Origin of the sequence: Roseateles microcysteis (genome assembly GCF_036880965.1) — a bacterium.
Lineage (GTDB): Bacteria > Pseudomonadota > Gammaproteobacteria > Burkholderiales > Burkholderiaceae_C > JAUASW01.
This window is the reverse complement of the sequence record NZ_JBAJMV010000007.1, coordinates 187531-207225: the sequence shown is the minus strand read 5'-3', so window position 1 is coordinate 207225 and position 19695 is coordinate 187531. Positions and strand designations below refer to the sequence as shown.

Below are 19695 nucleotides of genomic sequence, written 5' to 3'. Positions count from 1 at the left end.
TGATGGCCCACATCGCCCGCAAGCGCTTCGGCCAGCATTTCCTGACCGACCGCTTCATCATCGACGCCATCGTCGATGCCATCGACCCGCAAGCCGGCGAGGCGGTGGTGGAAATCGGGCCTGGCCTGGGTGCGATGACCCTGCCCTTGCTGGCACGCATCCAGCCCCTGACCGTGGTCGAGCTGGACCGCGACCTGGCAGCCAAGCTGCGCAAGCGCGAGGGGCTGGAGGTCATCGAGTCCGACGTGCTGAAGGTCGATTTCGGCGCGCTGGCTGAGGTCAAGGGCCAGAAGCTGCGCGTGGTCGGCAACCTGCCCTACAACATCTCCACGCCCATACTTTTCCATCTGCTCGGCTTTGTCGACAGCGTGGCCGACCAGCATTTCATGCTGCAGAAGGAAGTGGTCGACCGCATGGCGGCCAGCCCGGGCAACAAGGACTACGGCCGCCTGTCGGTGATGCTGCAGTGGCGCTACCGGGTCGAGTCGATCCTGGACGTGCCGCCGGAATCCTTCGACCCGCCGCCGCGTGTCGACTCGGCCATCGTGCGCATGCAGCCCTATGCGGTGCCGCCGGCGCTGGACCCTGCGCTGCTGGGCGAGATGGTGGCGGCCGCCTTCTCGCAGCGCCGCAAGCTCCTTCGCCACAGCCTGGGCGTGTGGCTGACGGCGCGGGGCTTCACGGGCCACTTCGACCTGCAGCGCCGGGCCGAGGAAGTGCCGGTGGAAGAGTTCGTGGCGCTGGCCCAGGCCTTGAGCGAAGCCAAGCCCTGAGGGGCCTGGCGAGGTCCACTCGGGACCAGGCAATAAAAAAGAGGCCCCGCGGGGCCTCTTCTTGCTTGGCGTGTGTTCAGGCGATCAAGCCGCGCTGAGCCACATGGCCGTATCAAATGCGCTGCTCATCATCGGCATGTTCATGCCGAAGTTCGCATTGGCGGCTGCCTTGCTGTTCTTTGCCGCCGGCTTGGTGGCAACTGGTGCGGGGACTTCTTCGGTAGCCCGCTCCCAAGAGACATTCTCTTGTGAGCGGGCTACTGAAAAGAATAGAAGCACCTGAACTGGATCTTTCTATCGCCCCAGTAGTCGGCGGCTTCCCGGAACACGTCGAGCAGTTGCTCGCGTGCTTCACGGTCGAAGCGGATGTTGTCGGGCAACTGCTCCAGCACCACCACAAAGCCCGGCTGGCTGCCGGATTTGTGGACCAGGTCGGTCATGCAGTCGTACAGAGCGTCCAGGTTCTTGCCGAAATGGGCCGGGAACAGAAACGATTGGGCGATGCCCTCGAGGACGTCCTGCTTGGACTGTGCCTCGGTCAAGTTGGCGTACAGGAAATGCTGGCCGGCATCCTGTGCTGCCTGCATCAAGTCCTCTACGCGGTAGGCCCGTATGGCCTGCACGATATTGGGACGGACGGTCTGCAAAAGCATGGTCACGTTCCTCCTATATAGTCATCAACTCTGGGCCGCCGGTCCGCTGGCTTCAGGGCGTTGTCACGCGCCGGAAGCTCGCATAGTGGTCGTCGGTGTAAAAGCAAACTTCAGGCTGGGATGGTGGCGTGCCGCCGCAAATCAGCCGTTTGGCACCCCGGTTGCGTGCGCCGGGCGTCTTGACGGTGTATTCGCGGTAGAAGCCCCTGGCCTTGATCGGCAACAGCCTTTCGCGATTGCCAAACACGCTGCCGTCCTTGTCGTAGGGGAAGGGCCCCCCGGCGAGGATCTTGCTGTGCGTGGATTGGGCCTGCGAAGGCAATGCCGACAAGGACACCGTAGCCATGCCGGGCGCCGATTCCTTGGCTTGCACCTGGGCGCCGACGGCCAGACTCGTCGCGAAGACGGCTGCCAGACCAAGACGGCGCCAAGATGGCCACATCGGTGACCGATCGAGCAAAGACACGGGTTTACCCTGTTCCTGAAAGGCAACATGGTACCGAATGGGCTCGAAAAGCTCAAGCCGCCACCCCCGGCCTGGACGGGAATTCCAGCTGAGTTAGTGTGCGCACACAGTTGCTATGCGATCGGCTGGCTATGAATATTGGACCGAATTCTGCGTCTGGTGAGCTCTTACAAACTTTTGTAAACAGCCGGGTCAGATGGGCGCTCAGCGCGCCGCGTTGGCGTCGGCAACGGTCAGGGCCGTCATGTTGACGATGCGTCGCACCGTGGCCGAAGGCGTCAGCACATGCACCGGCTTGGCCGCACCCAAGAGCACCGGGCCGATGGCAATGCCACCGCCGGCCGTGGTCTTGAGCAGGTTGTAGGAGATGTTGGCGGCGTCGATATTGGGCAGCACCAGCAGGTTGGCTTCGCCGGTCAGGGTGGAGCGCGGCATCAGCTGGGCGCGGTAGGCTGCATCGAGCGCCGTGTCGCCGTGCATCTCGCCATCCACCTCCAGCCAGGGTGCCGTCTGTTGCAACAGGGCCAGCGTGTCGCGCATCTTCACGGCCGAGGGGTTGTTGCTGGAGCCGAAGTTGCTGTGCGAGAGCAGCGCGGCCTTGGGGCGTATGCCGAAGCGCATCAGCTCCTCGGCTGCCATCTGGGTGATTTCGGCCAACTGCTCGGCCGTCGGGTCGTAGTTCACATGCGTGTCGACCAGGAAGACCTGGCGGCCCGGCAGGATCAGCCCGTTCATGCAGGCGAAATTCTTGACACCGGGTCGCTTGCCGATGACCTGGTCGATGTACTGCAGGTGCATGGCCGTGTTCGACCACGTGCCGCAGAGCATGCCGTCGACCTCGCCCTTGTGCAGCATCATGCAGCCGATCAGCGTCAGGCGGCGACGCATCTCGATCTTGGCGAGCTGCTGGGTCACGCCCTTGCGCTCGGTCATCTGGTGGTAGGTTTGCCAGTAGTCGCGGTAGCGGTGGTCCTGCTCGACATTGACGATGTCGTAGTCGCGGTCCTGCTTCAGGCGCAGGCCGAAGCGCTCGCAGCGCTCGGCGATGACTTCGGGGCGACCGATCAGGGTCGGGCGGGCCAGGCATTCGTCCACCACCACCTGCACCGCGCGCAGGACGCGCTCTTCCTCGCCTTCGGCGTAAGCCACGCGCTTGTTCTGCGCTCGCTTGGCCACGTTGAAGATCGGCTTCATCGTCGTGCCCGACGCGTACACGAAGCTCTGCAGCTTCTCGCGGTAGGCGTCCATGTCCTTGATCGGGCGCGCAGCCACGCCCGATGCAAAAGCCGCCTGAGCCACGGCCGGCGCGATCTTCATCATCAGGCGCGGGTCGAAGGGCTTGGGAATCAGGTACTCGGGTCCGAACGAGAGATTGGCACCCGCATAGGCCGCAGCGACCACCTCGCTCTGCTCGGCCTGGGCCAGCTCGGCAATGGCGCGCACGGCGGCGATTTCCATCTCATCAGTGATGGTCGTGGCGCCGGAGTCGAGCGCGCCGCGGAAGATGTAGGGGAAGCACAGGACGTTGTTGACCTGGTTTGGATAGTCGGTGCGGCCGGTCGCCATGATGGCGTCCGTGCGCACCGCCTTGACCTCTTCCGGCAGGATTTCCGGCGTCGGATTGGCCAGCGCGAAGATCATCGGCCGAGCGGCCATGGTCGCCACCATGTCGGCCTTCAGGACGCCGCCGGCCGACAGGCCCAGGAACACGTCGGCGCCCTGGATCACGTCGCGCAGGCTGCGCGCATCGGTCTTCTGGCAGAACTGGGCCTTGTCCGGGTCCATCAGCTCGGTGCGGCCCTCATAGACCACGCCGGCCAGGTCGGTCACCCAGATGTTTTCGCGTGGCAGGCCCAGCTTCACGAGCAGGCTCAGGCAAGCCAGCGCCGCAGCACCCGCGCCCGAGGTCACGAGCTTGACCTGCTTGATGTCCTTGCCCAGCACCTGCAAGCCATTCAGGAAGGCCGCGCCGACCACGATGGCCGTGCCATGCTGGTCGTCGTGGAAGACCGGGATCTTCATCCGCTCGCGCAGCTTGCGCTCGACGTAGAAGCAGTCGGGCGCCTTGATGTCCTCGAGGTTGATGCCGCCAAACGTCGGCTCCAGCGCGGCGATCACGTCCACCAGCTTGTCGAGGTCGTTCTCCTGGATCTCCAGGTCGAACACATCGATGCCGGCGAACTTCTTGAACAGCACGCCCTTGCCTTCCATCACCGGCTTGGAAGCCAGCGGGCCGATGTTGCCGAGGCCCAGCACGGCCGTGCCGTTGGTGACCACGGCGACCAGGTTGCCGCGCGAGGTGTAGCGGAAGGCATTGGCCGGATCGGCCACGATTTCTTCACAGGCCGCAGCCACGCCGGGCGAATAGGCCAGGGCCAGGTCGCGCTGGTTCACCAGCTGCTTGGTCGCCGCGATGGCGATCTTGCCCGGGGTCGGAAACTCGTGATATTCGAGTGCGGCCTTGCGGAGTTCTGCGCTTTTTTCGTCGGACGTGGACATGGGCTCGGTGGCGTGAGGGCCGTGCAAGATCGGGCAGTGATTGTAGGAGTGCAGCTGACAGCTGTCCGACAGTGCCCGGACAAGGACTCGACTGCGAGAATGCGGCCATGTCTCTTGGCGAATTCGACCTGATCAAGCGCTTCTTCCAGCGCGCTCGCCCGCAGCCCGGCATTGATGTGGGCATAGGCGACGACTGCGCGGTGTGGACGCCGACACCGGGCCGGCAAATGCTGGTCTCGTCCGACATGCTGGTCGAAGGGCGCCACTTCCTCGCCACCGTCGCGCCGGAGCGGCTGGGTCACAAGGCGCTGGCGGTGAATCTCAGCGACCTGGCGGCCTGCGGCGCCACGCCACGCGGCTTCACGCTGGCCCTGGCTCTGCCGCGAGCCGATGCGGCCTGGCTGGAGCGCTTTGCCGCCGGCCTGTTCGCATTGGCCGATGCGCATGACATCCCGCTCATCGGCGGCGACACCACGGCCGGCCCCCTGAACCTCTGCATCACGGTGTTTGGCGAGGCCCCGCGAGGCCAGGCCTTGCTGCGCAGTGGCGCGACTGCGGGCGACGATGTGTACGTCAGCGGCCAGGTTGGCGACGCGCGGCTTGCGCTGGAAGTGTTCCGGGGTGCCTTGAGTCTGCCCGGCGATGAGTTCGAGCGCGTTCGCAGCGCGATGGAAGTGCCGCAGCCGCGCGTGGCGCTGGGCCAGGCCTTGCGCGGCATCGCCAGCAGTGCCATCGACATCTCGGACGGCCTGATCGGCGATCTCGGCCATGTGCTCGCGCGCTCCGAGGTCGGTTGCACGCTGGAGGTCGATGCGCTGCCGCGCAGCAGCATCATGTCAGTGCAGCGCCTGGCTGTACAACACCTGTGCACGCTCAGTGGCGGCGATGACTATGAGCTGCTTTTCACCGCACCTGTATCGGCCCGAGCTGCCGTCGAATCCGCCGCGCGCGCGGCCGACACGCCGGTGGCCCGCATCGGCCGCATCGAGGAGCGAGCCGGGCTGCGACTGGTGGATGCCGTCGGCAAGGCCGTGCCAGCCACATTCGATTCCTTCGACCATTTCAAGACGCCGCATGCCTGAGCAAGCTCCTCGCCGCGCCACCGCCGGCTTCATGCTGCGCCACCCGGCGCACTGGATCGCCCTGGGCTTTGGCAGCGGGCTCTCGCCCAAGGCGCCCGGCACGGCCGGCACGCTGTGGGCCTGGCTGGCCTTCCTCGTGATCAACCCCTGGTTGAGCGACCTCGGCTGGGCCGCGCTGATAGGCGGCGGCACGCTGGTGGGCTGGTGGGCCTGCACCGTCACCGCTCGCAACCTGGCAATACCTGACCCCGGCGCCATCGTCTGGGACGAGGTGCTGGCCTTCTGGCTGGTGCTGTGGATGGTGATGCCCGACGGCCTGCTGGGCCAGGCCGTCGCCTTTGGGCTGTTCCGCTACTTCGATGCCGCCAAGCCGGGCCCGGTGCGCTGGGCCGACAGCCTCTTCAAGGGGCGCCCTGGCGCGCCTGTGGGCTGGGCGCAAGGCTTCGGCATTTTGTTTGACGATTTCGTCGCTGCCGGATGTACGCTTGCCGTGATCGCGCTGTGGCGCGCTGTCTTCGGATGAAAGGCTGAACCATGCTTTTTCCAGAGGAAAACGAGCTGATCGATCGCATCGGCGTGGCCCTGATCCGGCGCCGCGAGCGCATGGGCACGGCCGAGTCCTGCACCGGCGGCCTCATTGCCGCTGCCTGCACCAGCGTGTCAGGATCCAGCCAGTGGTTCGAGCGCGGCGTGGTCAGTTACAGCGACCAGTCCAAGACCGAATTGCTGGGCGTGCCGGCGGCGCTGATCTCCCTGCATGGCTCGGTCAGTGGCGAAGTGGCCCACCACATGGCGCGCGGCCTGCTGGCCCATGCGCCCCTGGACTGGGCACTCGCCGTCACCGGTATCGCCGGCCCCACTGGCGGCAGCGCCAGCAAGCCTGTGGGCACCGTGTGGCTGGCGCTTGCGCATCAAGGCACGCCGACGAAGGTCTGGAAAGAGTTGTTCGAAGGCGGCCGCCACGAGGTGCGCGCCGCGACGCTGCGCGCCGGCTTGATGGCGCTGTGCGAAGCGGTCGAGGAGAAAGAATCGTGAGCCGGCGGGCCGCCGCAAGGGAGCACTGCACATGAGCCTTCTTCTTGTCGGACATTGGAACGGCAGCAGCGACCCGGCTGCGCAGGACGAGCGTGCGCAATACCTGTCTGCCCTGCAGGAGGCCTTGCCGCATGAGGAGTGGCTTTTGCAGCCGCCCACCGACCCGGCCCAGGCCGCCAGGGTGGAGGTGGCCATCGTGGCCAACCCACCGGCCGGCAGCTTGCAGGGCCTGCCCCAGCTGAAGCTGATCCAGTCGGTCTGGGCCGGCGTCGACAAGTTGCTGAACGATGCGACGCTCCCGTCCGCGGTGCCGCTGGCACGCATGGTCGATCCGGCCATGAACGAGGCCATGGTGCACACCGCGCTGTGGGCGGTGCTCAGCTTGCATCGGCGCTTCTTCGAGTTGCAGGCGCAGCAGCGCGAAGGCGTGTGGCATGCACTCAAGTACCGCCGTGCTTCCGAATGGCGCGTGCTGGTGCTGGGCCTGGGCGAGCTGGGCGGCCGCGTGGCGCGCGCGCTGGCGGGGCAGGGCTATGCGGTCAGCGGTTGGTCCACGCGCGAGCTGACCTTGCCCGGTGTGGCCTGCAGCCATGGCGAAGACGCCTTGGCCTGGGAACTGGCTTCAGCCAACACGGTGGTCAATCTCCTGCCCCTGACGCTTGCCACCCGCGATTTCTTCGACGCCAGGCGCCTGGCGCAGTTCAAGAAGGGCAGCACGCTGGTGAACCTGGCGCGCGGCGCTCATGTGGTGGAGGTTGACCTGCTGGCGGCGCTGGACAGCGGCCAGATCGGCCATGCGGTGCTCGACGTGTTCCAGCAGGAGCCGCTGCCGTCCGAGCATCGCTTCTGGACGCATCCGCAGGTGACCGTGTTGCCGCATACCGCCGCGCAGACCGATGCGCGCACGGCGGCGGCCGTGGTGGCTGCCAATGTGCTGGCCGTGCGTGCCGGCCGGCCGCTCCTGCACGAGGTGCAGCGCCAGCGAGGTTACTGAGGCCGCGCGCACAAGGCCCGGCGCCATGCAGTTGCAAGGGCTGGGCGAGGCTCGCCTCAGCCGAGATCTGCGAATGCTGTGTCCAGCGTTTCGCCGCTCAGGTCCGGCGCCTGCCAGCCCTGCAGCCACTCGAAGAACCTGGGCGTTGGCATGGGCCGGCTGATGAAATAGCCCTGGCCTTCGTCGCAACCCAGCTCCGCCAGCAGCTTCCAGGCCTTGCCGGTTTCGACACCCTCGGCAACGACGGTCAAGCCCAGGTTGTGCGCCAGCTCGATGGTCGAGCGCACGATGCGCGCGTCGTCCAGGTCGCGCTCCATCGCCATCACGAAGCTCTTGTCGATCTTCAGCTCATTGACCGGCAGACGTTTGAGGTAGGCGAGCGATGAGTAGCCCGTGCCGAAGTCGTCGATCGACAGCTTGAAGCCCATTTCGCTCAAGCGCTCCAGCGTCTGCAAGGCCCGCTGTGGATCGTCCATGATTGCGCTTTCGGTGATCTCCAGGCACAGGCCCTGGGGCGTCACCGAATAGCCGGCCAGCAATTGGTCGATCTTGGTCGGGAGGTCCTGGTCCAGCAGGTCGCGGGTGGACAGGTTGACGCTGATGCGCAGGTCAAAGCCATGGCCCTGCGCCAGCTTCAGCGCATGGGCCGATTCGGCCAGCACCCAGGCTGTCAACTGCCGGATGAAGCCGGTCTGCTCCGCGAACGGGATGAATTCCATCGGCGGCACCAGGCCGCGCTGCGGATGCTCCCAGCGCACCAGCGCCTCGGCGCTGATGACGGCGCCACTCTTCAGGTCGACCTTGGGCTGCAGGAACAGTCTCAGTTCGTTGTTCTCGACCGCGCGGCGCAGTTCGGTCAAGAGCGACAGCGACTCCTGGCTGCCTGCATCCAGCGATGCCTCGTAGGTCATGCTGCCGCATTGCCGCCGCTTGGCCGAGTACATGGCGAGCTCGGCGCGGCTCATCAGGAGGCTGACCTCCTGGCCATGCGCGGGGCTCAGCGCGATGCCGATGCCCGCGCCAATGTCCACGGTCTGGTCTTCGATATGCAGCGGCTGTTCGAAGTCGGTCAGGATGCGCTGCGCCAGTGCCTGCGCGGCCCTGGCATCGGCCCGCTCCAGCAGCAGCACGAACTCATCGCCCCCCAAGCGCGCCAGCATGCCGCGCTCGCTGGGCGAGATCTGGCCCAAGCGCTGCGCGACGCTGCACAAGAGCTTGTCGCCGAAGGCATGGCCGAGCACGTCGTTGACATGCTTGAAGCGGTCCAGGTCCAGCATCAGTACGGCGAAGGGCTGACCTTCTGCCAGCTGCTCATGCAGGCGCTGGCTGAACTGTTCTCGGTTGGGCAAACCAGTCAGCGGGTCCCAGAAAGCGAGGCGATGCACCTGCTCCTCGCGGCTGCGGATGTCCACCCGCATCGCCTCGAAGGCGCCGGCCAGGGCAGCGACCTCATCGAACGAGCGGCGCTCGATCGGCGTGTCGTAATCGCCGCGACCCAGGCGCTTGGCCGATTCGGCCAGAGCCTTGATCGGCTCCGTGATGCGGCGTGCGAACGGGATGCTCAAAAGCGCAAACGCCGCGGCGCCGGCGCCTGTCAGGCCCAGCAGGGTCCATTGCAGCTTGCGGTAGGGTGCCACCGCCTCGTCGAAGGAGCGCAGCAGCACGGCGCCGACCTCCTGCGAGCCTTCGCGCACCAGGCTGACATAGCGGCCGCGCAGGTGTTCGCCGGCCAGGTTGAGCTTGAAAAGGGTGCCGTCTGCCGTGATTTGCGGCGCCAGTACGCTGGCAGCTTCCGCGGGCAGGCTGCTCACCAGGCTGTGCCAGTCCGGCCCGTTGTTGACGATGATGGCATCCAGCCGCGAGAGCTGCTTGAGGTCCTGCAGCGTCGAGGCATCCATCGCGAAGGCCATCAGCACCCAGCCGTTGGGCGCCGGCGTGCACACGGGCACTGCCACCACCTGGTAAGGCATGTCGCCGACGATGGCCAGATTGGGCCCCTGGACCGGATCGCTGCTGCCGCGACACTTGGCGCGGCGGGTCATGGGTGCCAGCAGCTTGACGAAGGCCTGGACCTGCTCGTCTCGCGTGGCGGCCACCAGGTGCAACTGCTGATCGGTGTAGACCACCACCGAGGCGCCGATACGGTCACCGTGGTTTCTCAGAGCGTCCTTGATGGTGGCCACGTCCTGCACACCCTCGCCCTTGCCAATGGTCTCGATGAAGCCATAGTCCGAGGCCAGCACACGGGCTGCATCGCTGCGCTTCTCGGCTTCGGAGACCAGCAGCCGCCGGTGCATTCGCTCGCCGGTTTCCAGCTGGGCCGAGATCGAGGCCTCGGCATTGCGCTCGACGCTGATACCGATGATGTAGAAGCTGAGCAGCTGCACCGCCAGCAGCAGGCCCAGGCACATGGCGACGATGCGGCCTTCGAGGCGGCGCGGGTCGAGGAAGCGGGGCAGCCTCATGCGCGGTGTCACTCCACCTGCAGCGTCACGACGGTCTGGCCGGCTGTGCCGCCCACTGTCAGCGCCTGGGCTTGCAGGCGCGGATCCGGCAGCCTGGGGTGCCAGGTCTTGAGTTGATGCTCACCAGCGGGCAGGTCCAGCCTGGCAACGCCAGCGGCATCGGTCTTGGCAAACAAGGGGGTGTCGACGACCACGACATGGGCGCTCATCTGGTCATGAATGTTGCAGCCCAGCGTGGCGACGCCGGCCTTGTCGAACACCACCGGCGCTGCCGGCGTGCCGGCATAGAGCTTCAAGTCGAACTTCTTGGTCGGCGAGAAGGAGTAGACGTGGTGCCGCACCGTGTCGAAATTCGGGAAGTTCACGGCGGTGCCGGTCTGGACCACCAGCACATAGGGCAGGAACTTGCGGTCCTTCTGCGAGATCTCGGCCTTGGCGCTTGTGGTGCTGCTGTGCTGGCCCTTGATCTCCACGGCCACCACCGCGTCAGCCAGCGGCTTGCCGTCGGGGCCGCGCACGATCACCGTCCAGGGCGCGGCAGAAGCCGTAGCGGCCAGGCTCAGCAACAGGGGGGCGACGATCAGGGGCAGGCGAGGTCGCATGGGCAGGATGCTAGGTGAGATGCAGCTTGCACGATAACCCGATTCGCCCGGGCGCCCCGCGGATTAATGCCGGCCCGGTGCGGCCTTTGGCGCAGCTTCGCGCATCAGCATCATGGCCAGGCGCTGCAGGGCAGCCCAGGGCTCGGACGGCCACTGCGGATGGCGCAGGCCCTTGACGATGCCGTCCACCACCTGAGCTGCCTCCAGCAGGCGGGCCAGCTCGCGGGTCTTGAGCCCGGGCAGCAGGCGCTCGAAGAGCCGCTCCTTGTTGCCCCAGACGCGCGCTTCGCGCAGCGCCATCGGCAGCGGCTTGCCGGCGTCCATGCCGTCGCGCACCCTTTTCAGTGCCCGGATGTCCTCGGCCAGCGTCCAGTGCACCAGCACAGCCGCTTCGCCCTCGGCCTCCAGGCCGCCGAGCATGCGCATCACGCGGGCGGTCTGGCCGGCCAGCACCGCTTCGCTCAACTTGAAGACGTCGAAGCGGGCCACGTCCAGGACGGCCTGCTCGATGTGCTCGAAAGTCAGCTCGCCGGCCGGATGCAGCAGCGCGAGCTTTTGCAGCTCCTGGTGCGCCGCCAGCAGGTTGCCTTCGACGCGGTCGGCAAAGAAGGCCAGCGCGCGTTGGCCCTCCTCGCCCTCGGTCACGCGCTGCCCTTGGGCGGCGAGACGTTGGGCGATCCACTGCGGCAGCGCTCGGCGCTCGACCGGCTCGACCTTGAGCGTGACGCCCGCGCCATCCAGCGCCAGGAACCAGGCGCTACCGAGCTGGGTTTTGTCCAGGCGCGGCAGGGTGATGAGCGTGAGTATGTCTTCGGGCGCTGCCTCGCAATAGCGCTGCAGGGCCTCGGAGCCGTCCTTGCCGGGCTTGCCGGAAGGAATGCGGATCTCGATCAACTGGCGTTCGGAAAACAGGCTCATGGCCTGGGCCGCATTGAGCACCGGACTCCAGTCGAAATGGGCGCCGGCCACGGTGAAGACCTTGCGCTCGGCGTAGCCCTGTGCGCGTGCCGCGGCGCGTATCGTGTCGGCCGCTTCCTGGGCGAGCAGGGGCTCGTCGCCATGGACCGTGTAGATCGGCTTCAGGCCCTTGGCGATATGGGCCTGCAAGGCCTCGGCGCGCAGTTGCATGGGATCAGGTGGTGGGAAGCCGGACCGCTGCCAGGTGCCGCATGATCTGCGCCACGGCGTCGGATTGCATGGCTCGGTAGAGCGCTGCCTCTTCCTGCTCCTTGGCCAGTGCTGCCGTCTCCGTGTAGTTCATTTCGCGGGTCAGGCGCATTTCGGTGCGCGGAAGGAGTACCTCGCCGCCGGGCGTGCGCAAGAGGAAATCGAAGCGCAGGCGCAACTGCCATTCACGCACCTGGCCGGCGCTGGTGGACGCCACCACCGTCTTGTCGCGCAGGTCGCGCTTGGTTTCGAGGATCAGCTCGGCCTTTTGCGGATCGTCTTCCAGTCGCACCTGGCTGTGGCCCAGCTGGCGGCGCAGCTCGGCCAGCATCGGCGACTCGGGCTTGAAACCTTGCAGCGAGATCGCGTGGATCTTCAGCTCGCTGTCGCGCCGCAGCTCGAAGCCGCAGGCTGCCAGCGTGGCCGGCAGCAAGAGGGCAAAACGGCGGCGCGAGAGCAGGGCGGGCATCAGACGACCACGTTGACCAGGCGGCCCGGCACGATGACGATCTTCTTCGGCGTCTTGCCTTCGGAGAACTTGTGGAACTCCTCGTTGGCCAGTGCCGCCGCTTCGATGACGGATTTGTCCGCACCCGCCGCCACCTTGATGGCGCCGCGCAGCTTGCCGTTGACCTGCAGCATCAGCTCGATCTCGTCTTGTACCAGGGCGGACTCGTCGACCACGGGCCAGGGCGCGTCCAGCAGGTCACCGAGCTCGGCGGCAAAGCCGAGGTCCTGCCACAGCGTGTGGGCAATGTGCGGGCAGGCCGGGTAGAGCACGCGCAGGAGCACCGAGAAGCCTTCGCGCACGGCCGCGTCCTGGCCGCCAGCCTTGAAGCCTTCCAGCGCGTTCAGCAGCTTCATGCCGCCCGAGACCACGGTGTTGTACTGCATGCGCTCGTAGTCGTACGAGACCTGCTTGAGCACCAGGTGCACCTCGCGGCGCAGGGCCTTGCCGTCGCCGCTCAACGCGGCGAAGTCAGTGCCGGCGGCCTTGATTGCCTCGGCATTCTTGGCGCCGAAGCCCCAGACGCGCTTGAGGAAGCGGTGCGCGCCTTCGACGCCGGCATCGTTCCATTCCAGCGTCTGTTCCGGCGGCGAAGCGAACATCACGAACAGGCGTGCCGTGTCGGCGCCGTACTGGTTGATCAGCTCCTGCGGATCGACGCCGTTGTTCTTGGACTTGGACATCGTGCCCACGCCCTCGTAGTCCACATGCGAGCCATCGCTCTTCAACTTGGCGCCGGTGATCTTGCCGCCTTCGTCAAACGTGTTCTCGACCTCATGCGGCCAGAAGTACTCGATGCCGCCCTTGTCGCTGCGGCGCGAGTAGATGTGGTTCAGCACCATGCCCTGCGTGAGCAGCTTGGTGAAGGGTTCGTCGATCTTCACCAGGCCCAGGTCGCGCATCACCTTGGTCCAGAAGCGGGCGTACAAGAGGTGCAGGATGGCGTGCTCGATGCCACCGATGTACTGGTCCATCGCGGCGCCCTGGCGCATCCAGTAGGCCGTGCCGTCGCCGACCATGGCCTCGCTGTTCTTCGCGTCGCAGTAGCGCATGAAGTACCAGGACGAATCCACGAAGGTGTCCATGGTGTCGGTCTCGCGCTGCGCCGGCTTGCCGCAGGTCGGGCAGGCCACGTTCAGGAAGCCGGCATGCTTGCGCAGCGGGTTGCCGCTGCCGTCCGGGATGCATTCCTCGGGCAGCACGACCGGCAGGTCCTTCTCCGGCACCGGCACGGCGCCATGCTCTTCGCAATGGATGATGGGGATAGGCGTGCCCCAGTACCGCTGACGGCTGATGCCCCAGTCGCGCAGGCGCCAGGTGGTCTTCTTGGCGCCGAGGCCTTGAGCAGCCAGGTCAGCTGCGACGGCATTGACGGCTTCCTTGTGGCTCAGTCCGTTGTACTTGCCGGAGTTGATGAGAAGAACCTCATCTGCGCTCTTGGCCCCATACCACTCTTTCCAAATGCTGCAATCAAAGTAGTGCGCTTCATACTCAGAGCGAGGCCGCTGGGCCTTGAGCTCATCCGTGTATACAGCAGTGTTTTCAAGAACTTGACTGATAGGAATGCCGTACTTGTTTGCGAACTCGAAGTCGCGTTCGTCATGCGCCGGCACGCCCATCACGGCGCCGTCGCCATAGCTCATCAAGACGTAGTTGCCGACCCAGACCTCTACTTCAGCGCCGGTCAGCGGATGCGTGACGAACAGGCCGGTGGCCATGCCCTTTTTCTCTTGCGTCGCCAGCTCGGCTTCGGTCGTGCCGCCGCGCTTGCATTCGTCGATGAAGGCAGCCAGCGTCGGGTTCGATGCCGCAGCATGCGAGGCCAGCGGATGCTCCGGCGCCACGGCGCAGAAGGTCACGCCCATGATGGTGTCGGCGCGCGTGGTGAAGACGTACAGCTTGCCGTCCTGGATCAGGGAGCCATCGGCGCCCTTGATCTCATGCGGGAAGGCGAAGCGCACACCCTCGCTCTTGCCGATCCAGTTTTCCTGCATCAGGCGCACGCGCTCGGGCCAGCCTGAGAGGTATTGCGGGCTCGTCGGGTCGGCCACGGCCGCCAGCAGCTCGTCGGCGTACTTGACGATGTTCAGGTAGTAGCCCGGGATCTCGCGCTTCTCGACCAGCGCGCCGGAGCGCCAGCCTCGGCCGTCCACCACCTGCTCGTTGGCCAGCACGGTCTGGTCGACCGGGTCCCAGTTGACGACTTGCGTGCGGCGCTCGGCGATGCCGGCTTCCAGCATCTTCAGGAACAGCCACTGGTTCCACTTGTAGTACTCGGGCGTGCAGGTGGCGATTTCGCGCGACCAGTCGATCGCCAGGCCCATCGCCTGCATCTGCGACTTCATGTAGGCGATGTTGTCGTAGGTCCACTGAGCCGGCGGCACCTTGTTCTTCATCGCCGCGTTCTCGGCCGGCAGGCCGAAGGCGTCCCAGCCCATCGGCATCAGGACGTTGTAGCCCTTCATGCGCAGCTGGCGGGTCAGCATGTCGTTGATCGTGTAGTTGCGCACGTGGCCCATGTGCAGCTTGCCGCTGGGATAGGGCAGCATGGAGCAGGCGTAGAACTTTTGCTTGCTTTGGTCTTCAACGACCTTGTAGGCGTCGCGCTCGTTCCAGTACTGGCGGGCGGCGGCTTCGATCTCGTTCGGTGCGTACTTGTCGTTCATGCTGGCAAAGGCTCACGGCGCGCAGCCCCGGCATGGGGCGCGAAAGGAGGGGATTGTAGAAGGAGGGCCCAGCGGCTGGCCGCCTGGCGCTTCGACCGTTCAGGGGGCGGCCGGCGTCTCGGTGACAAAGGCGATGCGGTTCAGGCCGCCGGCCTGCACCCAGCCGATCAGCTCGGCCACCTGGCCATAGGGCGCGGCCTTGTCGGCGCGCAATTGCACTTCGGTGTCGGGGCGGGCCTGGGCCTGGGCCTTGATACGGACCTGGAATTCGGCCGGTCCGACCTTGCTGTCGCCTATGTAGAGCGAGCCATCGGGCGTGATGGCCACGGCGAGGAACTGCGGTGCATCCGAAGGGGTGCCCGCGGCGCTTTGCGGCAGGTCCATGCGCAGCGAGCTGCTCATCAAAGGCGCGGTGATCATGAAGATCACCAGCAGCACCAGCATCACGTCGATCAGCGGCGTCATGTTGATCTCGCCCATGGGCTTGGGCAAGTCGCTGCGGTCAAGGCGACCAAAGGCCATATCAGCGCCCGCCCGGCCGCCCGAAGGGCGCTGAGCGCCCCCTTGGGGGGCGGCGAATGAAGAGAGCGTGGGGGCTCACAATTCTTCAGGCTTGGTGAGATTGCAGCTCGCGCAGGTCATGCGCAAAGCCTTCAAGCTCGGCTTCGCAAGCAGCGACGCGCTTGCCGAAGATGTTGTAGGCCAGCACGGCAGGAATGGCCACGGCCAGGCCGGCGGCGGTCATGATCAGCGCTTCGCCGACCGGGCCGGAGACCTTCTCGATGGAGATGGCGCCGCTGGCCGAGATGCCGACCAGCGCGTGATAGATGCCCCAGACCGTGCCGAACAGGCCCACGAAGGGCGCCGTGCTGCCGATGGACGCGAGGAGCACCTGGCCGAATTGCAGGCGGCCGAGCACTGAATGCAGCGCGTCGCGCAGGCGGCGGGTCAGTTGCGATTCGCGACGGCCGGCGGATTCCAGCGTGCCGCTGTTGGCGGCAGCTGCGGCGGCGTCCAGCAGGGGCAGCAGAACCTGCTCGCGGTCAAAGTTCTGCAAGGCCTGGCGGCCGTCAGCCAGCGAGGCGGCGGCCCAGAAGGCCGGCACGGCACGGACGATGTCGCGGCGGGTGCGGTGCAGGACCCAGCTCTTCCAGAAGATCACCACCCAGGCGCTGATCGACATCAAGAGCAGCAGCAGGGCAACCAAACGGGTGACCAGGTCACCTTGCATCCAGAAATCGCCGACTCCACTCATAGGCCGCCCATGGTGTGTTCTTGTTTCAGTTCAGGCCCAGCACGTCGTTCATGCCGTACAGCCCCGGCCCGGCGCCCATCAGGAAGCGCGAGGCGCGCAGGCTGCCCTGGGCATAGGTGGCACGGCTGCTGGACTTGTGCGAGATCTCGATGCGCTCACCGGTGCCGGCGAACAGCACGGTATGGTCGCCGATGATGTCGCCGCCGCGCACGGTGGCAAAGCCGATGGTCGATGGATCACGTTCGCCCGTCACGCCTTCGCGGCCGTAGACGGCGCATTGCTTGAGGTCACGGCCCAGTGCGTGGGCGACGGCTTCCCCCATCGCCAGCGCGGTGCCGCTCGGGGCGTCGACCTTGTGGCGGTGGTGGGCTTCGATGATCTCGATGTCGTAGCCTTCGTTCAAGGCCTTGGCCGCCATGTCCAGCAGGCGCAGCACGACGTTCACGCCCACGCTCATGTTTGGCGCCATCATGATGCCGACCTGCTTTGCGGCCTCGGCGATCTCGGCCTTTTGCGCCTCGCTGAAGCCGGTGGTGCCGATCACGGCGCGCACGCCCAGCTCGCGGCAGATGGCCAGATGGGCCAGCGTGCCTTCGGGGCGGGTGAAGTCGATCAGGACATCGGCGCCGGTGAGGGCGGCACGCAGGTCCGCGGTGATGGTCACGCCGCTGCGTTGGCCGAGGAAGGCATAGGCGTCTGCCCCCAGGCTTTCGCTGCCTTCGCGGGCCAGCGCGCCGCTGAGTTCGCAGTCAGGCGCCAGGTGAACCGCTTCGAGCAGCATGCGGCCCATGCGGCCCGAGGCCCCGGCGATGGCAATACGGATTTTCTTGCTTCCGCTCGTCACGAGCGCGGCTCCAGCGGCGGATAGGTGCGCACCGCGCCGGTGGGCTCCTGCGCCGGCTGGGCAGCGGCCTTGGGCGGCAACGGCAGTGCCTTGCGCTCGGCCTCGCTGAGGCTCAGCTTGGGAACCGGTCCGGTCGGCTTGAAAGTATTGATCGCGGTGACGAAGTCTCTCTCGGCCGGCAGGTCGTCCGGCACTTCCAGCGACTTCAGCTTGTCGCCGTCGAACAGGGCCACGACCTTGCGGTTCTGCGGCAGGGCGCCCTGGCGCTGGATCGTGAACACATAGTCCCAGCGATCTTCATGGAAGGCATCGGTCAGGAGCGGCGAGCCGAGCAGGTCGCGAACTTGCGCGCGGGGCATGCCGGGCTTGACCTTGGCGACCAGTTCCTTGGTCAGGACGTTGCCCTGCACCACCTCGACCCGATAAGGGGTGACGATGCCCATCATTTTTTCGCCGGTGATGCTGGTGAGGTCACTCAGCGAGGGCAGGGACGAGCAGCCGCCAAGCAGGGCGGACAGGGCCGTCAACGGGAGCAACGCAGTTCTGGAAATCGAGCGCATGTGTAGGACTTGCCGTGTCGCGAGAGCAGCCAAGCTGGCTATGATCGGCGCATTCTAGCGGCAGGCCCCGGATGTGGCCGGCTGCGCTCAAACCCGATGAACCAGACCGAAGAGATCAAGAACAGCGGCCTCAAAGCCACTCTGCCCCGCATCAAGATTCTGGAGGTGTTCCAGAACACGGCGCAGCGGCACATGACGGCTGAAGACGTCTACAAGGCGCTCTTGACCGAAGGCGCGGACATCGGCCTGGCCACGGTCTACCGGGTGTTGACCCAGTTCGAGCAGGCTGGCCTGCTGTCCCGCAATCACTTCGAGACCGGCAAGGCCGTGTTCGAACTGAACCAGGGGCATCACCATGACCACCTGGTCTGCCTCACCTGCGGCCGGGTCGAGGAGTTCTACGACCCCGCCATCGAGGAGCGCCAGCACGCGATTGCACGCGAGCGTGGCTTCGAATTGCAAGAGCATTCGCTGGCTCTCTACGCCGCCTGCACCAAGACGGCCTGCCCGCACCGCGGTTGACTGACGCGCCGGCAGCCGGCTTACAGGTCGTCGTCGCCGTGCCCGCCGTTGGCGATGGCACGCTGGTGGCGCTCGACGAACTCGCGATAGGTGTCGATGCCGCGCAGTTGCAGGATGGTGTTGCGCACGGCGGCCTCGACCAGCACGGCCAGGTTGCGGCCGGCGTCCACGGCGATCACGACCTTGCGCACCGGCATGCCCAGCACGTCTTCATAGAGCGGCTCATAGGGCAGGCGCTCGAAATCGCGCTCCATCGTCTCCTTGCGGACCAGGTGCACGATCAGCTTCAGCCGCATCTTGCGGCGCACCGCGGTCTCGCCAAAGATGGCCTTGATGTCCAGGAGGCCGATGCCGCGCACTTCCAGCAGATTGGCCAGCAGTTCGGGGCAGCGGCCCTCGATGGCGGTTTGCGAGATGCGGAACAGGTCCACAGCGTCATCGGCCACCAGGCCATGGCCGCGTGAGATCAGTTCCAGGCCCAGTTCGCTCTTGCCCAGGCCCGATTCGCCGGTCAGCAGCACGCCCAGGCCCAGAATGTCCATGAACACGCCGTGGCGGGTGCTGCGGTTGGCGCAGAGCTGGGCCAGGTAGGCGCGCACCACGTCGATGACGTGGCCGGCCGATTCGGCGGTGACGAACAGCGGAATCTCGGCCCGGTCGCACATGGCGACCAATTTGTCCGGCGGTGGCTGGTTGTCGGCCACGATGATGACCGGCGGCTCCAGCGTGACGATGCGCGAGACGCGCCGGTCCAGCACCTCGCCCGAGGCCTGGCTCAGGTAGGCCACTTCGCGGCGGCCGACGATCTGGACCCGGTAGGGGTGGATGTAATTCAGGTAGCCGACCAGGTCGGCAGCCGATTGCGCGTCGCGCACGGCGGTTTCATCGAAGCGGCGCTCGGGATGCGCATGCCCGGCAATCCACTCCCAGCGAAGCGCTTCGCGGTGCTCTTCAAAGAGCCTGTCAGCGCTTATTGATGTTGGTTTCACTCAGGCGACGGACTTCAAAGGTTCCCAGTCGGCGATCAGGCGGAACACCGCGCTGGCTTCGACTTCGGTCTTGAGTCGTTCGCGCAGCTCGCGGTCCGACAGCATCTCGGCAATCTCGGACAGGATCTCGAGATGGCGCTGGGTGGCCGCTTCGGGCACCAGCAGGAAGATCAGGAGGCCAACGGGCTCGTCGTCAGGTGCATCGAAGCCGATGGATTGCTGCACGCGCAGCACAGCGGCCAGCGGGTTCTTCAGGCCCTTGATGCGGCCGTGCGGAATGGCGACGCCATGGCCAAGGCCGGTGGAGCCCAGTCGCTCACGGGCGAACAGGTTGTCTGTGACGAGGGCCCGTGCAATCGCATGGTTGTTTTCGAACAGCAGGCCCGCTTGTTCGAAAACTCGCTTCTTGCTGGATGCGTCCACATTCACCAGCACATTGCTGGCGGGCAGGATAGCGGCGAGACGGTTCATCAGGTCACAGCGCCGTCGACGGCCGGATGGGCCTTGGGCAGGACGCTTGTTCGGATAGGTGAAGAAGAATTATAGGAAGGGAGCGGATCGGATATCGCACCGCTCATCCCCCGGAACGCAGTATTGCGCATTTTGCGGCGGCGC

The 19695-nt window shown here is 66.1% G+C and carries 20 protein-coding genes; 6 read left to right on the top strand and 14 right to left on the bottom strand.

Features of this window, described 5'->3' with window-relative positions:
- The first annotated feature begins 2 nt into the window (after nucleotides 1–2).
- Nucleotides 3–773, top strand: coding sequence for a 16S rRNA (adenine(1518)-N(6)/adenine(1519)-N(6))-dimethyltransferase RsmA (gene rsmA / locus V3596_RS19620; RefSeq protein ID WP_334279516.1), 771 nt, complete (start codon nucleotides 3–5; stop codon nucleotides 771–773).
- Nucleotides 774–1030: 257 nt separating this feature from the next.
- Here the strand turns inward: rsmA and V3596_RS19615 are convergent, their stop codons facing one another.
- The 3 genes from V3596_RS19615 to V3596_RS19605 form a co-directional block, all read right to left on the bottom strand.
- Nucleotides 1031–1426: a barstar family protein gene (locus tag V3596_RS19615; RefSeq protein WP_334279515.1), complete on the bottom strand. Its 396-nt coding sequence runs from the start codon at nucleotides 1424–1426 to the stop codon at nucleotides 1031–1033.
- 52 nt (nucleotides 1427–1478) lie between these two features.
- Entirely contained in the window at nucleotides 1479–1868 is a 390-nt protein-coding gene (locus V3596_RS19610; RefSeq protein WP_334279514.1) for a guanyl-specific ribonuclease, read from the bottom strand.
- Between the two features lie 228 nt (nucleotides 1869–2096).
- A complete protein-coding gene (locus V3596_RS19605) occupies nucleotides 2097–4391 on the bottom strand; it encodes an NADP-dependent malic enzyme (RefSeq protein WP_334279513.1) in 2295 nt (764 codons plus the stop codon).
- A gap of 107 nt (nucleotides 4392–4498) precedes the next feature.
- On the opposite strand from V3596_RS19605, the gene thiL reads away from it, so the two are divergent.
- Genes thiL through V3596_RS19585 form a run of 4 tightly spaced genes read left to right on the top strand, consistent with a single transcriptional unit; the run spans nucleotide 4499 to nucleotide 7502 of the window.
- Complete coding sequence (thiL, locus tag V3596_RS19600; RefSeq protein ID WP_334279512.1) at nucleotides 4499–5473, top strand: thiamine-phosphate kinase; 975 nt, start codon at nucleotides 4499–4501, stop codon at nucleotides 5471–5473.
- Nucleotides 5466–5996 (top strand): phosphatidylglycerophosphatase A family protein, encoded by a 531-nt coding sequence (locus V3596_RS19595; RefSeq protein WP_334279511.1) that lies wholly within the window; start codon nucleotides 5466–5468, stop codon nucleotides 5994–5996. The genes thiL and V3596_RS19595 overlap by 8 nt, the downstream gene beginning before the upstream one ends.
- A gap of 11 nt (nucleotides 5997–6007) precedes the next feature.
- Nucleotides 6008–6508 carry a CinA family protein gene (locus V3596_RS19590; RefSeq protein WP_334279510.1) on the top strand — a complete coding sequence of 167 codons (501 nt, stop codon included), beginning with the start codon at nucleotides 6008–6010 and terminating at the stop codon, nucleotides 6506–6508.
- Nucleotides 6509–6539: 31 nt separating this feature from the next.
- Complete coding sequence (locus V3596_RS19585; RefSeq protein ID WP_334279508.1) at nucleotides 6540–7502, top strand: 2-hydroxyacid dehydrogenase; 963 nt, start codon at nucleotides 6540–6542, stop codon at nucleotides 7500–7502.
- Nucleotides 7503–7558: 56 nt separating this feature from the next.
- Here the strand turns inward: V3596_RS19585 and V3596_RS19580 are convergent, their stop codons facing one another.
- The 9 genes from V3596_RS19580 to V3596_RS19540 all read right to left on the bottom strand — a co-directional run bounded on the left by V3596_RS19580 (nucleotide 7559) and on the right by V3596_RS19540 (nucleotide 17536).
- Nucleotides 7559–9967, bottom strand: a complete 2409-nt coding sequence (locus tag V3596_RS19580; protein WP_334279507.1) for a putative bifunctional diguanylate cyclase/phosphodiesterase — start codon at nucleotides 9965–9967, stop codon at nucleotides 7559–7561.
- Nucleotides 9968–9975: 8 nt separating this feature from the next.
- Nucleotides 9976–10569, bottom strand: coding sequence for a methylamine utilization protein (locus V3596_RS19575; RefSeq protein ID WP_334279506.1), 594 nt, complete (start codon nucleotides 10567–10569; stop codon nucleotides 9976–9978).
- A gap of 63 nt (nucleotides 10570–10632) precedes the next feature.
- On the bottom strand, nucleotides 10633–11697 hold the full coding sequence (gene holA, locus V3596_RS19570) for a DNA polymerase III subunit delta (RefSeq protein ID WP_334279505.1): 1065 nt from the start codon (nucleotides 11695–11697) through the stop codon (nucleotides 10633–10635).
- 4 nt (nucleotides 11698–11701) lie between these two features.
- Nucleotides 11702–12205 carry an LPS-assembly lipoprotein LptE gene (locus V3596_RS19565; protein ID WP_334279504.1) on the bottom strand — a complete coding sequence of 168 codons (504 nt, stop codon included), beginning with the start codon at nucleotides 12203–12205 and terminating at the stop codon, nucleotides 11702–11704.
- Nucleotides 12205–14910 (bottom strand): leucine--tRNA ligase, encoded by a 2706-nt coding sequence (gene leuS / locus V3596_RS19560; RefSeq protein WP_334279503.1) that lies wholly within the window; start codon nucleotides 14908–14910, stop codon nucleotides 12205–12207. The genes V3596_RS19565 and leuS overlap by 1 nt, the downstream gene beginning before the upstream one ends.
- A gap of 99 nt (nucleotides 14911–15009) precedes the next feature.
- A complete protein-coding gene (locus V3596_RS19555) occupies nucleotides 15010–15432 on the bottom strand; it encodes an ExbD/TolR family protein (protein ID WP_334279502.1) in 423 nt (140 codons plus the stop codon).
- An 85-nt stretch (nucleotides 15433–15517) separates the two neighbouring features.
- Nucleotides 15518–16165, bottom strand: a complete 648-nt coding sequence (locus V3596_RS19550) for a MotA/TolQ/ExbB proton channel family protein (protein WP_334279500.1) — start codon at nucleotides 16163–16165, stop codon at nucleotides 15518–15520.
- 25 nt (nucleotides 16166–16190) lie between these two features.
- Nucleotides 16191–17009, bottom strand: a complete 819-nt coding sequence (gene dapB, locus V3596_RS19545) for a 4-hydroxy-tetrahydrodipicolinate reductase (protein WP_334279499.1) — start codon at nucleotides 17007–17009, stop codon at nucleotides 16191–16193.
- Nucleotides 17006–17536, bottom strand: coding sequence for an outer membrane protein assembly factor BamE (locus V3596_RS19540; protein WP_334279497.1), 531 nt, complete (start codon nucleotides 17534–17536; stop codon nucleotides 17006–17008). Before V3596_RS19540 ends, dapB begins: the two co-directional genes overlap by 4 nt.
- A 129-nt stretch (nucleotides 17537–17665) precedes the next feature.
- Here V3596_RS19540 and fur point away from each other — a divergent pair, with 129 nt between their 5' ends.
- Nucleotides 17666–18091: a ferric iron uptake transcriptional regulator gene (gene fur / locus V3596_RS19535; protein WP_334279496.1), complete on the top strand. Its 426-nt coding sequence runs from the start codon at nucleotides 17666–17668 to the stop codon at nucleotides 18089–18091.
- 20 nt (nucleotides 18092–18111) lie between these two features.
- On the opposite strand, the gene hprK is transcribed toward fur, so the two are convergent.
- Both hprK and V3596_RS19525 read right to left on the bottom strand, forming a co-directional pair.
- A complete protein-coding gene (gene hprK / locus V3596_RS19530; RefSeq protein WP_334279495.1) occupies nucleotides 18112–19080 on the bottom strand; it encodes an HPr(Ser) kinase/phosphatase in 969 nt (322 codons plus the stop codon).
- On the bottom strand, nucleotides 19081–19551 hold the full coding sequence (locus V3596_RS19525) for a PTS sugar transporter subunit IIA (protein ID WP_334279494.1): 471 nt from the start codon (nucleotides 19549–19551) through the stop codon (nucleotides 19081–19083).
- Nucleotides 19552–19695: the final 144 nt, after the last annotated feature.

What these genes read in the sequence shown, in the direction of transcription:
- leuS (WP_334279503.1), bottom strand. Translation starts at nt 14,910, where the DNA reads ATGAACGACAAGTACGCACCGAACGAGATCGAAGCCGCCGCCCGCCAG.
- V3596_RS19525 (WP_334279494.1), bottom strand. Translation starts at nt 19,551, where the DNA reads ATGAACCGTCTCGCCGCTATCCTGCCCGCCAGCAATGTGCTGGTGAAT.
- V3596_RS19590 (WP_334279510.1), top strand. Translation starts at nt 6,008, where the DNA reads ATGCTTTTTCCAGAGGAAAACGAGCTGATCGATCGCATCGGCGTGGCC.
- V3596_RS19580 (WP_334279507.1), bottom strand. Translation starts at nt 9,967, where the DNA reads ATGAGGCTGCCCCGCTTCCTCGACCCGCGCCGCCTCGAAGGCCGCATC.
- V3596_RS19555 (WP_334279502.1), bottom strand. Translation starts at nt 15,432, where the DNA reads ATGGCCTTTGGTCGCCTTGACCGCAGCGACTTGCCCAAGCCCATGGGC.
- fur (WP_334279496.1), top strand. Translation starts at nt 17,666, where the DNA reads ATGAACCAGACCGAAGAGATCAAGAACAGCGGCCTCAAAGCCACTCTG.
- rsmA (WP_334279516.1), top strand. Translation starts at nt 3, where the DNA reads ATGGCCCACATCGCCCGCAAGCGCTTCGGCCAGCATTTCCTGACCGAC.
- V3596_RS19595 (WP_334279511.1), top strand. Translation starts at nt 5,466, where the DNA reads ATGCCTGAGCAAGCTCCTCGCCGCGCCACCGCCGGCTTCATGCTGCGC.
- V3596_RS19615 (WP_334279515.1), bottom strand. Translation starts at nt 1,426, where the DNA reads ATGCTTTTGCAGACCGTCCGTCCCAATATCGTGCAGGCCATACGGGCC.
- V3596_RS19610 (WP_334279514.1), bottom strand. Translation starts at nt 1,868, where the DNA reads ATGTGGCCATCTTGGCGCCGTCTTGGTCTGGCAGCCGTCTTCGCGACG.
- thiL (WP_334279512.1), top strand. Translation starts at nt 4,499, where the DNA reads ATGTCTCTTGGCGAATTCGACCTGATCAAGCGCTTCTTCCAGCGCGCT.
- V3596_RS19605 (WP_334279513.1), bottom strand. Translation starts at nt 4,391, where the DNA reads ATGTCCACGTCCGACGAAAAAAGCGCAGAACTCCGCAAGGCCGCACTC.
- V3596_RS19585 (WP_334279508.1), top strand. Translation starts at nt 6,540, where the DNA reads ATGAGCCTTCTTCTTGTCGGACATTGGAACGGCAGCAGCGACCCGGCT.
- V3596_RS19575 (WP_334279506.1), bottom strand. Translation starts at nt 10,569, where the DNA reads ATGCGACCTCGCCTGCCCCTGATCGTCGCCCCCCTGTTGCTGAGCCTG.
- V3596_RS19550 (WP_334279500.1), bottom strand. Translation starts at nt 16,165, where the DNA reads ATGAGTGGAGTCGGCGATTTCTGGATGCAAGGTGACCTGGTCACCCGT.
- V3596_RS19565 (WP_334279504.1), bottom strand. Translation starts at nt 12,205, where the DNA reads ATGCCCGCCCTGCTCTCGCGCCGCCGTTTTGCCCTCTTGCTGCCGGCC.
- holA (WP_334279505.1), bottom strand. Translation starts at nt 11,697, where the DNA reads ATGCAACTGCGCGCCGAGGCCTTGCAGGCCCATATCGCCAAGGGCCTG.